12 protein-coding genes are annotated in these 14,140 nt (G+C 37.9%); 7 read left to right on the forward strand and 5 right to left on the reverse strand.

Features of this window, described 5'->3' with window-relative positions; genetic code table 11:
- The 3 genes from JM79_RS07830 to JM79_RS07840 are packed head-to-tail and all read right to left on the reverse strand — an operon-like array spanning nucleotide 1 to nucleotide 3,331.
- On the reverse strand, nucleotides 1–867 hold the full coding sequence (locus JM79_RS07830) for a transglutaminase family protein (RefSeq protein WP_141877614.1): 867 nt from the start codon (nucleotides 865–867) through the stop codon (nucleotides 1–3).
- A 43-nt stretch (nucleotides 868–910) separates the two neighbouring features.
- Nucleotides 911–1,855, reverse strand: coding sequence for an alpha-E domain-containing protein (locus tag JM79_RS07835; RefSeq protein WP_141877615.1), 945 nt, complete (start codon nucleotides 1,853–1,855; stop codon nucleotides 911–913).
- A gap of 3 nt (nucleotides 1,856–1,858) precedes the next feature.
- A complete protein-coding gene (locus JM79_RS07840) occupies nucleotides 1,859–3,331 on the reverse strand; it encodes a circularly permuted type 2 ATP-grasp protein (RefSeq protein WP_141877616.1) in 1,473 nt (490 codons plus the stop codon).
- 201 nt (nucleotides 3,332–3,532) lie between these two features.
- On the opposite strand from JM79_RS07840, the gene JM79_RS07845 reads away from it, so the two are divergent.
- Both JM79_RS07845 and JM79_RS07850 read left to right on the forward strand, forming a co-directional pair.
- Nucleotides 3,533–4,561, forward strand: a complete 1,029-nt coding sequence (locus JM79_RS07845; protein ID WP_141877617.1) for a GntG family PLP-dependent aldolase — start codon at nucleotides 3,533–3,535, stop codon at nucleotides 4,559–4,561.
- Between the two features lie 79 nt (nucleotides 4,562–4,640).
- Nucleotides 4,641–5,156, forward strand: a complete 516-nt coding sequence (locus JM79_RS07850; RefSeq protein WP_141877618.1) for a redoxin domain-containing protein — start codon at nucleotides 4,641–4,643, stop codon at nucleotides 5,154–5,156.
- Nucleotides 5,157–5,202: 46 nt separating this feature from the next.
- Here the strand turns inward: JM79_RS07850 and JM79_RS07855 are convergent, their stop codons facing one another.
- Complete coding sequence (locus JM79_RS07855; protein ID WP_141877619.1) at nucleotides 5,203–5,526, reverse strand: YbaB/EbfC family nucleoid-associated protein; 324 nt, start codon at nucleotides 5,524–5,526, stop codon at nucleotides 5,203–5,205.
- A 64-nt stretch (nucleotides 5,527–5,590) separates the two neighbouring features.
- On the opposite strand from JM79_RS07855, the gene JM79_RS07860 reads away from it, so the two are divergent.
- The 3 genes from JM79_RS07860 (at nucleotide 5,591) to JM79_RS07870 (ending at nucleotide 10,228) form a co-directional block, all read left to right on the forward strand.
- Nucleotides 5,591–7,717, forward strand: a complete 2,127-nt coding sequence (locus JM79_RS07860) for a S9 family peptidase (protein ID WP_141877620.1) — start codon at nucleotides 5,591–5,593, stop codon at nucleotides 7,715–7,717.
- 70 nt (nucleotides 7,718–7,787) lie between these two features.
- Nucleotides 7,788–8,828 carry a cysteine synthase family protein gene (locus JM79_RS07865; RefSeq protein WP_141877621.1) on the forward strand — a complete coding sequence of 347 codons (1,041 nt, stop codon included), beginning with the start codon at nucleotides 7,788–7,790 and terminating at the stop codon, nucleotides 8,826–8,828.
- Between the two features lie 137 nt (nucleotides 8,829–8,965).
- The gene (locus tag JM79_RS07870) at nucleotides 8,966–10,228 is read left to right on the forward strand and encodes an aminotransferase class I/II-fold pyridoxal phosphate-dependent enzyme (RefSeq protein WP_141877622.1); all 1,263 of its coding nucleotides are present in this window, start codon (nucleotides 8,966–8,968) and stop codon (nucleotides 10,226–10,228) included.
- Nucleotides 10,229–10,276: 48 nt separating this feature from the next.
- Here JM79_RS07870 and JM79_RS07875 read toward each other — a convergent pair whose 3' ends face one another.
- Entirely contained in the window at nucleotides 10,277–11,242 is a 966-nt protein-coding gene (locus JM79_RS07875) for a transporter (protein ID WP_260443399.1), read from the reverse strand.
- 106 nt (nucleotides 11,243–11,348) lie between these two features.
- Between JM79_RS07875 and JM79_RS07880 the strand changes: the two genes are divergently transcribed.
- Both JM79_RS07880 and JM79_RS07885 read left to right on the forward strand, forming a co-directional pair.
- A complete protein-coding gene (locus tag JM79_RS07880; protein ID WP_141877624.1) occupies nucleotides 11,349–11,642 on the forward strand; it encodes a DUF4834 family protein in 294 nt (97 codons plus the stop codon).
- A 62-nt stretch (nucleotides 11,643–11,704) separates the two neighbouring features.
- Nucleotides 11,705–14,134 carry a YfhO family protein gene (locus tag JM79_RS07885; RefSeq protein WP_141877625.1) on the forward strand — a complete coding sequence of 810 codons (2,430 nt, stop codon included), beginning with the start codon at nucleotides 11,705–11,707 and terminating at the stop codon, nucleotides 14,132–14,134.
- Nucleotides 14,135–14,140 lie beyond the last annotated feature (6 nt).

Below are 14,140 nucleotides of genomic sequence, written 5' to 3' on the forward strand. Positions count from 1 at the left end.
TTATTGTTGTTGTTGTTGTTGTTGTTGTTGTGCCCTAACGGTTACAGTGTATTCAGTTTCATTATTACCAGAAGAAAATACCATGCCTTTTAATGGAGGACAGTCTGTATAATCCTTGCCATGAGCAACCTTGATGTGATTCTCTGCGGCGATAAGATTATTTGTTGGATCAAAACCAATCCAGCCGCTATCAGGCAAGCAACATTCTACCCAGGCGTGCATTTGCGAATCTCCAAAATAACCATTTCCCTGGTGTAGATATCCTGATATATATCTGGAAGGAATTCCAAATTGTTTGGAGATAGCGATAAATAGATGTGTGAAATCCTGACAAACTCCTTGCTTATTTTTGAGAATATCGTTTAGATCTGTATCGATCCCTGTGACATCGGTCTTAAAGGTAAAATTCTCTTTGATCCACGCATTTAAATTCAGTAAATTCTGAAAGAGACTAATTGTTTTATCAAACTGAAATGATACTTCTTTAAGTAAATTCGTTAGCTCTGTATCTCTAAGAAAAACGTCATGATTAGCTCGAAATTCAATCGATCTCAATCTTTCATATTCTTGTTCTGAAAATTCCTGGTTGATAGTTTCAAAGATATTTTCAACCGTTTTAGAAAGCTTGAATTCAGCTACAAATTCTATCTCACGGAATCTTTCTCGGGTGTTGATCCGATAGGTTTGAAAATCATACCCATTAATACTACTTTCTACAGGAATATTGAGGGAATTGGTGAAATCGCTGGAGATTATCTCCTGTGAGTCGTTATCTTCAGGAATTATAAGGAATTGCCAAAGAGCTCCATTAGATTCATTTTCATACTTATTATTGGCAACATATTTTATGGTATAATCCAGCTTCATATTCATTTCAAATTAAAACTCAAATTAACTTCATTTTCTTTAATTAATAGTGGAAATATTCATTCTGAAGTTTTAATCCAATTTCATTAAGATCATCCAGGATGTTTTGAATAAATGTTTTTAAATCTATTTCAATTTCTTCAATTACTTTAAATTGATATTTTGCTTTTACTTTACCTATAAGAAATGCTGAAGAATTTTTTCCAGGATGCTTCTCTGTACTCAAGACCATAATGTGTTTGTAGACCTGGTTCAAAGAATTCATGACAGATCTTGGACAATCGGTATTCAGAATTAGAAATTCCAGTGTAGTAATGCTAGTGGGTGTCTGCCTGTAAAACCTACGCATCATGTCGTACGATTCAGTACATTTTAGCAAAGTAGTCCATTCATAACTATTTCTTAGTGTATCACCATAACTTCCCTGTGCTATCACTGCATCCTTATATTTCGAGTTAATGATCCTTATAACCTGCGTTGCTCTTTCAATATTAACTCCAAGCATGATAATGGCATAGACTTCATCATGTAGTAAAGTTCCACGTATCTTACCTCGTAGAATTGAAACATGTTCTGCTACCTGAACGGTAAAGTCATACAGACCTCTTTTTTTGAAGTTATCTACCGGATAATTCAGTACGAAATGGTAGAATTTATTAATGGACTCATATAATTCCGTAGAAATTAAATCCCGCGCGCTGTTGGCATTTTCTCTGGCCAGTTTCACATAATTGATAATTGAATACTGTTTATCGGGATTTAATGCGATATCAAATAATACTTCCTGTTCTTCCAACTGTTCATCATTTGTACTATAATCATCTGCCATGAACAGCATAGACTTTAGCACAAATTGCCGGGATTGAGAAAGCTCATTGGGTGCATCCAGGGATGCGAAATAATTTACATTTAAATATCGTGCTATATGTTCTGAACGTTCGATATATCTACCCATCCAGAAAAGGTTATTGGCTACTCTTGCTAACATAAATTATTGATTGTTTTTTAAAACCCAGGTATCTTTTGAGCCTCCACCCTGAGATGAATTAACGATTAAATTTCCTTTTTGAAGCGCAACACGTGTCAAACCACCTTTGAGAACAAAATCTTTATCCTGTCCTAAAAGAGTAAAAGTTCTCAGGTCCACATGTCTGGGTTCGAAACAATCTTCATCTTCAATATAGGTGGGATGAACTGAGAGTGACATAATTGGTTGTGCAATATATTTTCGAGGGCTGGCAGAAATTGTTCGTTTCACTTCTTCGATCTCTTCAGAAGAGAGTCGGTTTCCTATGGAGATTCCGTAGCCACCTGCTTCATCTACAGGTTTAACGACCAGCGTTGCTATATTGTCCATTACAAATTTCAATTCATCGGGTCTGCTACAATGATATGTTGGAACATTATTCAAAATAGGTTCTTCATCAAGATAATATTTAATGATCTCTGGCATATATGTATAGATCGCTTTATCATCTGCCACTCCAGTTCCCGGAGCATTGACCAAACATACATTTCCTTTTTTATAGGAGGCCATTAGACCTGGTACTCCCAGCGCAGAATCTGGTTTGAATTCGAGCGGATCTATAAATTGATCATCAATCCTGCGGTAAATAACATCCACTTTTTGCGGTCCGTTGATAGTCTTCATATACACAAAATCATTTTCAACAAAAAGATCCCGTCCTTCAACAAGTTCCACACCCATCGCTTTTGCGAGATAAGAGTGTTCATAATAAGCTGAATTATATATTCCCGGGGTAATTACCACGCAATTTGGAACATCCACACCTTTAGGTTTGACGCTCTCCATGATCTCCAATAGATTTTCAGCATAATCTGTCACAGAATATGCCTGGTAATGATTGAAAACTCCGAATAAAGCTCTCTTCAGGGCGGTACGGTTGCAGATCACATAACTTACACCGGAAGGACAGCGAATATTATCTTCAAGCACATAGTATTTGCCATCAGAATGTTTGATAAGATCGGTCCCGGAGATATGATTATAAACTCCACCAGGTGGATCAAAACCATTCATCTGGTCTAGATAGTTGGCAGAAGAACTGATAAGATCTAAAGGGACAATCCCTGCTTTAATGATCTTTTTATCATGATAAAGGTCACGGAGAAACTCATTTAGAGCCTTACTTCTCTGTAATACTCCTTTTTCTATATGTTCCCATTCTTCAGCATCAATAATACGCGGGAAAAGGTCAAAAGGAAAGATCTTTTCTTTGATCTCATGATCCCCGTAAACCTGGAAAGTAATACCCTGATTAAAGAATGACGATTTTGCCTTATCATTTAATCTTGCAAAATCCTTCGCAGAATGTTCGCTATATAGATTGAATAAGGTGCGGTATGTTTCTCTTACATTATCATTCTCGTCAAAGATTTCATCATAAAGTTTTGGATCCCGGTTATAAGATTCAAAGGTTGGATTTTCGGTATTCGATTTCATTGATCAATTTTTCATATAAAGTACAAATTAAATGAGTGGTAATCATATAATTAATTAAAAACCTGTGAATTATGTAGTAACACGAATATGTTTCCGATTATATTTCAGAATAAATATTTATAGCCCTGTTTTTTATAGATTTCTAAATACCGCAGAAAGAATTTTTAAGTTTTTACCTTAGCAAACAGCAAAACTTATTTGATGAAAGAAATAGATTTAAGAAGTGATACGGTAACCAGACCAACAAAAGGAATGATGCAGGCAATGATGACTGCGGAAGTTGGTGATGATGTATATAAAGAAGATCCTACTATCAATGCTTTAGAGAAAAAGCTAGCTGATATGTTTGGAATGGACGAAGCCTTATTTTTTCCTACCGGAAGTATGGCGAACCAGGCGGCGATCAAATTACATACTCAACCTGGAGAGCAACTCATTTGTGATAAGTGGGCGCATGTATTCAATTATGAAGGTGGTGGTGTTTCCTTTAATAGTGGTGTTTCCTGTAAACTTGTAGATGGTGATCGCGGGATGATCACTGCTTCGCAGGTAGAAGAAAATATCAACGCTCCAGATTTTTATCATAGTCCGTTGACTACTCTTGTCTGCCTTGAAAACACTACGAATAAAGGAGGTGGAGCATGCTATGAACTTGAAACCATCCAGGAGATTCGTAAAGTGTGCGATCGCCATGAACTTGGTTTGCATCTTGATGGAGCGAGACTTTTCAATGCTTTTGCTGAAAAAGATTATACTTCCAAAGACTTCGGAAAAGTTTTCGATACCATTTCGGTTTGTCTATCCAAAGGTTTGGGAACTCCAATGGGTTCAGTTCTTATAGGAAAGAAATCCCTGATGAAAAATGCCATTAGAGTACGAAAAGTATTGGGTGGAGGAATGCGCCAGGTAGGATTTATGGCTGCCGCAGGAATCTATGCTCTGGATAATCATCTTGAGCAGCTGAAGAAAGATAATGATCGCGCAGCAGAACTTTCAGAATTATTAGCGCAACAACCTTATGTCAAAAGTCTTGAACCAACTGAAACAAATATTATTATATTCTACCTGAAGGATGAGGTAAAAGAACTGGAGTTTATGCAAAAGCTCGATGAGAAGAACATACGAATAAGTAATATGGGACAGGGAAAACTTAGAATTGTAACACATCACGATTATACAGAGGAGATGCACCACTTCTTTAAGGAAACTTTGAAGGAAATACGTTTCTAGACTTTCTTAACTAAATATTAGCAGGGCTTTATCACAGAAGAAATAGACTTTCCTGTAATTTTCGGAAAAACTTAAAGCAATGAAAAATTTAAGACCAAGACAGGCAGTTCCAGAACTTATAGTGAAAACTACTAATGGTATGGACTGGAACCTGAGAGATAACCAACCTGAGAATTTCACAATGCTTATTTTTTACCGAGGTATACACTGCCCGGTTTGTAAAAGCTACCTTGAGGAATTGAACACTATGGTGGACGATTTTAAAGATAAAGGAGTCAATATTATTTGTGTAAGTTCCAATACTAAGGAGTTAGCTGAGAAAACTGTGGAAGAATGGGATGTTGATAATCTCACCATAGGTCATAGTTTTGATGTAGAAGACGGAAGAAAATGGGATTTGTATGTTTCTGAAGGGATCAAAGATTCTGAACCTGCTGAATTTGTAGAGCCAGCTTTATTTCTAATAAGACCTGACAGTACTTTGTATTCGGCTAGCATACAGTCAATGCCGTTCGCAAGACCACAGTTTGTAGATCTTATTAAGTCGATCTCTTTTGTGAATAAAGAGGATTATCCTGCCAGAGGAGAGGCATAGTAATTTTAGAATAAACATAAAAAAAGCGGGCAATGCCCGCTTTTTTTTATTTGAACATGTCCATTCCGGGAATGTCTGGCATTCCATCCTTGGCTGCAGACCCAATTTCAGCTTCGTTGATATCTGTCGCTTTTTTGATCGCTTTGTTCATGGTAAGAACCAGGTAATCTTCCAGTTGTTCTTTATCATCAAGTAATTGCTCGTCTACACTAATATTTTTGACTTCGCGATTTGCGGTGATGGTCACTTTTAGTAGTCCATCTGCAGATTGTTCATCTATTAATACAGTATCAAGTCTCTTCTTGGTTTGCTCTACTTTTTCCTGGGCTTCTTTCAGCTTATTCATCATGCCCATCATATCTCCAAACATATCTATTTTGTTTTAAAAATTGGTAAGCTCAAATTTACTAAATTCAGGTTTGAAATAAGCCATTATGAAAAGACTATTCGTTATTCTGTTAGGATGCATTACATTTGCAAGCGCTCAAAAAAACAATGATTTGGAAAAGAATTTGCAGGCTCCGATCGCCAACAAGATCGAGAAAAAATTAGAGAAGCATGGTGATGTGCGTAACGATAATTATTTCTGGATGAATCAGCGGGAAGATCAGGAAGTACTGGATTATTTAAATGCTGAAAATGCATACAACGATCAAATGACTGCTCATACTAAAGATTTTCAGGAGAAATTATTCCTGGAGATGAAGGGCCGTATCAAAGAAGATGATGAGTCTGTTCCATATAAGCTGAATGGTTACTGGTATATTACCCGGTTCGAGAAAGGATATGATTACCCGGTATATAGTCGTAAGAAGGAAACTCTTGAGGCAGAAGAAGAGGTGATGTTCAATGTGAACGAGATGGCGAAAGACTTCGAATACTATAGCCTTGGAGGTCTTAATGTTTCACCAGATAACACGATGGTGGCTTTTGGAACCGATACGGTAAGCAGAAGACAATATACCATCAGGATCAAAAATCTGGAAACAGGTGAGATCTATGATGAAAATATAGAAAATACTACGGGTGGTTCTACCTGGGCGAATGACAATAAAACGCTTTATTATACTAAAAAGGATCCTCAAACTTTAAGATCCTTCAGAATCTATAAGCATATTCTGGGAACAGATACTGAAACCGATGAGCTTGTTTATGAAGAGGAGGACGAAACATTTAATTCCTATGTTTACAAATCCAAATCCAGGGAATATATTATTATAGGTTCTCATAGTACTTTAACTACCGAGTACCGTATTCTTGATGCTAATACGCCAGATAAAGAATTTAAAATTTTCCAGCCTCGTGAGCGCGGACTTGAATATAGCATTGCACATTACAAGGATGATTTTTATATAGTCACCAATAAGGATGATGCCACCAATTTCAAATTGATGAAGACTCCGTTAGCTCAAACTGAAAAAGAGCATTGGGAAGATGTAATTCCTCATCGAAAGGATTTCTTATTGGAGGATATCGATATCTTCCAGAAATACCTTGTAGTGAGCGAGAGAACAAACGGACTCAACAAGATACGGATCATCGAGTGGGAAGGGAATAAAGAATACTACATTCCGTTTGATAACGAAACCTATACTGCTTACACTTCCATAAATCCTGATTTTGACACAGACTTGTTGAGGTATACCTACAACAGTCTAACTACTCCAACTTCAGTTGTGGAATATAATATGAAGACCGGAGACAAGACAATATTGAAAGAGCAGGAAGTTCTGGGTGGAAATTTTGATAAGGATAATTACACTTCAGAACGTATCTGGGCTACAGCGAAAGACGGTACTAGCATTCCTGTTTCTTTGGTATACAAAAAAGGCCTTCAGAAAGATCAAAAAAATCCTCTGCTACAATATGCTTACGGTTCTTATGGTTCTACAATAGATCCTTACTTTTCAACTGTGCGACTGAGTTTGCTGGATCGCGGATTCATTTATGCCATTGCACATATTCGAGGTGGAGAATATCTGGGCAGGGAATGGTATGAGAACGGGAAACTTTTTCAGAAGAAAAATACATTCACAGATTTTATAGATGTTTCTGAATTTCTGATTCAGGAAAATTATACTTCTTCCAATCATTTGTATGCCATGGGAGGTTCAGCAGGAGGATTGCTGATGGGTGCAGTCGTGAATATGGCACCAAATTTATATAACGGAGTTATTGCTGCCGTACCGTTCGTAGATGTCATCACTACGATGCTGGATGATAGCATTCCTCTTACCACAGGTGAATATGACGAATGGGGTAATCCTAATGAAAAGTCATATTATGATTATATGAAATCTTATTCTCCCTATGATAATGTAGTAAAACAGGATTATCCAAATATGCTAATTACTACAGGTCTTCACGATAGCCAGGTGCAATACTGGGAACCTGCCAAATGGATTGCGAAACTTAGAGAATATAAGACAGATCAAAACGTTTTATTATTACACACCAATATGGATGCTGGTCATGGTGGTGCTTCAGGAAGGTTTGAAGCCCTTAAGGAAGTGGCTGAAGAATACGCGTTTTTGCTGGACCTTGAAGGTATTAAGGAGTAATTAAAAAATTTGACTTAAATTTGTAGATTAGTAAAATGTGTGAAAATGCATTTTATTTAAAGATCATTTTATGAGAGAAGATTTGCATGTTTACGATAACGTATTGCAATTAGTTGGAAACACCCCGTTGATCAACTTAAATAAAATCACTAAGGATTTCCCCGGAAAATACTCCGCAAAGATCGAAGCTTTTAATCCAGGTCATTCCTCGAAGGACAGGATCGCTTTGTATATTATTGAAGAAGCTGAAAGAAAAGGAATTCTGAAGCCCGGAGATACTATTATTGAAACAACTTCAGGTAATACAGGTTTTAGTATTGCAATGGTAAGTTGCATCAAAGGTTATGATTGTATTCTTGCCGTAAGTTCAAAGTCGTCCAAGGATAAGATCGATATGCTGAAGACAATGGGAGCGAAGGTACATGTGTGCCCGGCGAACGTTCCGGCAGATGATCCAAGATCTTATTACGAAGTTGCAAAAAGACTTCATTCTGAAATTAAAGGATCAGTTTACATAAATCAGTATTTTAATGAGCTAAATATCGATGCTCATTTTAATTCTACAGGACCAGAAATCTGGAAGCAAACTGAAGGAACTATTACGCACCTTGTTGCCTGTAGTGGTACCGGTGGAACAATTTCTGGAACTGCCAGATTTTTAAAGTCTAAAAATCCTGATGTAAAGATCCTTGGAATCGATGCTTTTGGTTCAGTTTTGAAAAAATATCACGAAACCAAAGAGTTCGATAAGGATGAGATCTATCCCTACAGGATCGAGGGACTTGGTAAGAACCTTATCCCATCAGCTACAGATTTTGACATGATCGATAAGTTCATAAAAGTTAGTGATGAGGATGCTGCGCATACTGCCAGGGAACTTGCACGTACCGAAGGTCTATTCGTAGGTTATACCAGTGGAGCAGCTATGCAGGGATTGAAACAATATCAGGAAGACGGTGAATTTGATGAAAATTCTAATGTAGTATTGATCTTTCCGGATCATGGTTCCAGGTACATGAGTAAGATATATAGCGATGACTGGATGAACGAACAGGGTTTTCTCGATGCTCAAAAAGATTCAAAATCTCATTCGATAGAGATCATTAAATAAAATATTAACAATTATTAACAAAAGCATCCTGTTCTTTGCAGGATGCTTTTGTTTTCGTTAGATTTCGATGTTAATAATTTACCTTGTTAAATTGGGCCAATTTTCAGTATTTTTGCGGCTCGTCTAAAAAATGACCGATGAAGGATTTATTTGATAAGATTTACAAAGACAAAGGACCGTTAGGAAAATGGGCGGAACAGGCAGAAGGATATTTTGTATTTCCTAAACTTGAAGGACCTATTTCCAATAGAATGAAGTTTCGAGGTAAGAATGTAATTACCTGGAGTATTAACGATTACCTTGGTCTTGCCAATCATCCTGAAGTTCGTAAAGTAGATGCTGAAGCAGCTGCAGAATATGGCTCGGCTTACCCCATGGGAGCCAGAATGATGAGTGGTCATACAGATCTTCATGAAAAGTTGCAGGATGAACTTGCATCTTTTGTAAACAAACAGGCAGCATACCTGTTGAATTTTGGATACCAGGGGATGGTATCTACTATCGATGCTTTAGTATCCAAGCAGGACGTTATTGTCTACGATGTAGATGCTCACGCATGTATCATTGATGGAGTTCGTCTTCACCTTGGACAGCGATTTACTTACAAGCACAACGATCTGGAGAGTATCGAGAAGAACCTGCAGCGTGCAACTAAGATCGCTGAACAAACAGGTGGCGGTATTTTGCTTATTTCTGAAGGAGTTTTCGGGATGCGAGGAGAGCAGGGAAGACTGAAGGAGATCGTTGAATTAAAGAAAAAATACAATTTCAGACTTTTCGTAGATGATGCCCATGGTTTTGGAACTCTTGGTAAGACAGGAGCCGGAGCAGGTGAGGAGCAAGGCGTTCAGGATGATATTGATGTATACTTTGCAACTTTTGCGAAATCACTGGCAAGCACTGGTGCATTCATCGCTGGAGATAAAGAGATCATGGATTATTTGAAATATAACCTAAGATCTCAAATGTTCGCTAAATCACTACAAATGCAATTGGTAGTTGGAGCTTTAAAGCGTCTGGACATGTTAAGAACTATGCCAGAACTTAAAGAAAAACTTTGGGAGAACGTAAATGCATTACAAAACGGATTAAAAGATAATGGTTTCGATATTGGAACTACACAGAGTTGTGTGACTCCTGTATACCTGAAAGGAAGTATTCCGGAAGCGATGGCTCTTGTGAAAGATCTTCGTGAAAATCATGGTGTTTTCTGTTCGATTGTAGTTTATCCGGTGATTCCTAAAGGGCTTATTCTGCTTAGAATGATTCCTACAGCTACCCATACACTGCAGGATGTTGAAGAGACCTTAACTGCCTTTTCAGCAATCAGAGAGAGACTTGAAAACGGAACATATAAAAGACTTTCAGCTTCAGTAGAAGCAGCGATGTCTAATAAATAAGGATTATCAATTATAGTATTAAAAAAAGGCCGGAATTTCCGGCCTTTTTTATTGATCATTATCATCAGAATCTTCCTCAGCTTCACGGCTAAGTTTCCTGCTCCTTGCACGTCTTTTATTTCCTTCATTAGATTCCTCCAGGAATTCATCTACTTTATGCAAATCCAATCGATATGAAACACCAAGAGCAACCTGCCAGCGGGAAGGAGTGTCTTTGAAATTTACCAGTCCGCTTACATCAAACTGAAGGTTTTCACCCACCAGGTAAGCACCACCTCCACGAAGTAAATCATCAGCATAAAGGTCACTTTTAATTCCCTGGTATTCTCCAAAGATTGCAAAGTTAGGAGTGATGGTATGAGTTACTGTTGCAATTCCGGTGTAGGTTCTATATTCTTCGGTTAGTTTATCCGCGATGATATTCATCACCAGTACCCATCGACCCCAATTGTTTTGTGTGATAAGAGCTACCTTTGGACTAAATTTATTCTCTCCTTCGACCAGGTAAGGATTATCACCAAAAGCGAAGTTTGCCCCGGCGTAGATCGAAACTGCAGGAATCAGCGTTTTCCACTTAAACTTTCTGTTTGCATACCAGCTTCTAATATTTGGTTTCTCCTCTTCCATATTCTTATATGGATCATAGAATAGATATTTAAGGCCAAGTGTATTGGATTTGAAATTTCTTCCTGAAGTTTCCACTGTATTCCCAAGAAAATTCCGAACGATATCCTGATTCTCAAAAGCACCGGTAAGATTGATCTCAAGGTTTTCCATCAACAGTCCGTATCGCAGTTGGTAGTCCACTCCCCAAATGTCGATATCGGCGCCTAGACCTTCATGCATATCGTTTCCAAGGTAGAATCCGGATTCTAGCTGAATCACATTGGTTCCTACAGCGAAAGCCCCCTGTGATTGTCCCGGGCGGTTGGAATTTATAGTTTCAGTATATTGTGCCTGAACAGTGAAGCCTGCCATTAGCAGAATCAGGCTGAAGATGCATGTATTGCGCATAACTTGCGGAGTTAATTCAATCAAAGATATAAGTTTTATTATAATTTTATTGCTGAAGCTACTTCCAATCTGAACGCTTATTTTTATTTTTGTCAAAAGCATTAGAATGTTAGAAGCATCCTTATCTGGAGTATTAAAATTTGTACTTGTAGTATTACTTATATATTTCGGATTCAAAATAATAATTCGATTTTTCGGCCCTCTTATTCTCAAATATTTTATGCGGAAAATGGGTAAAAAGTTCGAACAGCAGTTTGGTCAGCAATTTGGTAACCAATTTGGAGGCTCGGCTTCCAAAAAATCAAAGTCAAATCCTACAAATATTGGTAAGGAACCTAAAGCCAAAACCAATAAGGATAAAAAAGTAGGGGAATATATCGATTACGAAGAAATTGATTAATTTCGAGACTTAGCAGGTTTTAGATCCTGCTTTTAAAATTTTCAGTTTCAAAAGACTCGTGAATGCCTGATATTAAGAAATTCATACCACACCTGCTAGTCCTGGCAGGATTTGTTGTTTTATCCCTATTCTACTTTCATCCTGTTCTACAGGGAAAGGAAATTTATCAAAGCGATATCATTCAGTATATCGGGATGGCCAAGGAGCAGAATGACTTTAGGGAACAAACGGGAGAAGAACCTTACTGGACAGACTCCGCTTTTGGAGGAATGCCAACCTTCCAGTTAGGAGCTTACTATCCGCATAACTATATTAAGAAGCTCGATTCTGCTTTGAGGTTTTTACCCCGGCCAGCAGACTACCTGTTTCTTTATTTTATTGGCTTTTATATTTTACTCCTTTGTTTAAAGATAGATTACCGGGTTGCCTTTGTAGGCTCACTCGCTTTTGGTTTTTCCACTTATCTCATAATTATTCTTGGAATTGGTCATAATGCCAAAGCTCATGCCATTGCGTATATGCCCATTGTACTTGCCGGTATCATTTCAATATTTAGAAATAGAAATGTGTGGGGCTTCCTGCTCTTAAGTGTTGGGATGGCCCTTGAGATCCAGGCAAACCATTTCCAGATGACCTATTACCTGTTGCTTCTGGTTATAGTTCTTGGTATCGTATACTTTATAGATGCGTTTAAAAAAGCATGGGTAGGTAATTATTTCAAATCACTCGGAGTTATGGTTCTTGCGGTGGTTCTTGCCTTGGCTATGAATGCAACGAGCTTGCTTGCTACCAGTGAATATGCCAGTTACAGCACCAGGGGAGAGTCAGATCTAAGTATTGGACCAGACGGCGCTGCTAAAACAGAATCGGGTCTTAGCTACGATTATATCACGGAGTACAGTTATGGAATTTTAGAGAGTTTCAATTTGATGGTTCCTCGATTACTTGGTGGAGGTAGTTCAGAAAATATTGGTAGCGATTCCAATTTATACGATGCTATTTTAAAACTTGGAGCTGCACCGGCTCAGGCCAAAGATTTTGCAGAATCGGCTCCAACCTACTGGGGAGATCAACCATTTGTTGGCGCACCTGCATACATAGGAGCGAGTGTCATCTTTTTATTCATTTTCGCTTTATTTCTTATAAAAGGAAGATTAAAATGGTGGATTGTTGGTGTTAGTATACTTGCATTGATCCTGAGTTGGGGAAAAAACTGGTTTGCTGGTTCCAATCCTATCACCAATTTTTTTATAGACTATGTACCATTATATGATAAGTTCCGCGCAGTGTCATCGATTCAGGTGCTGCTGGAATTATGTTTACCCTTATTAGCGATTGTAGGACTGCATAAATTACTATCAAACAAAATATCTTCGGAAGAAAAATTAAATGCTCTAAAATATTCAGGTTTTATTTCTGGAGGCCTGCTTATCTTCTTTTTACTGCTGAGTTCAGTATTCGATTTTGCCGGTGCTAACGACTCGTTGTACAGGGAACAGTTCGGTATGGATTTTATTAATGCATTGAAGGAAGATAGAAAAGATATCTTCTTCAGTGATGTGATGAGATCTTTACTTTTTACCGGTATTGGAGTTGGTTTGATCTGGGCATATCTTAAGAATAAACTGCAGTCCAATCTACTAATTGCAGGTTTTGCAGTGCTGATACTTGTCGATTTAATTGGAGTGGACAGGCGTTATGTAAATAGTGATGACTTTGTGCAATCCAGAAAGATCGATCAGCCATACGAGCGTTATGCTGCAGATGATCAGATCCTGGAGGATACTACGCATTATCGCGTGTTTGATGTTTCCGGAAGTCCGTTTAATACAGGAAGGACTTCTTATTATCACAATGCATTAGGTGGTTATCACGCTGCCAAACCGGGCAGAATACAGGATCTGTTCGATTTCTACATCGCTAAGAATGATATGGAAATTCTGAGCATGCTCAATGTGAAGTATTTTATTGTTCCTACGGAAAATGGTGTACAGGCGCAGCAGAATCCGCAAGCTTTTGGAAATGCCTGGGCGGTAGAAACGATCAAATGGGTGGAAACCCAGAACGAGGAAATTCAAATTCTGAAGGATGTTAACCTGATGAACACCGCTGTTGTTAATTCTGAATTTAAAGACGAGGTAAGCAATGAATTTGTATATAGTTCCAGCGCTAAAATAGATCTGGTGTCACAGAAGCCGAATGAACTTAAATACAAATACGAAGCAGATACCGCTCAGTTTATCGTTTTTTCTGAAAACTATTATCAACCCGGCTGGCAGGCTTATATCGATGGAAAGGAAGTTGATCATATTCAGGCGAATTATACATTAAGAGCTATGAATGTTCCTGCAGGGATTCACGATATCACTTTTAAATTTGAACCTCAGGTAGTGGAAACCGGAAGTACGATTGTTCTTATAAGTTCTATTTTATTTGGTTTGATATTATTGGGTGGTCTGGGATACGAGCTGAAAAATCGTGACCAAATTTAAATCTCT

The sequence above is a fragment of the Gramella sp. Hel_I_59 genome, assembly GCF_006714895.1.
GTDB lineage: Bacteria > Bacteroidota > Bacteroidia > Flavobacteriales > Flavobacteriaceae > Christiangramia.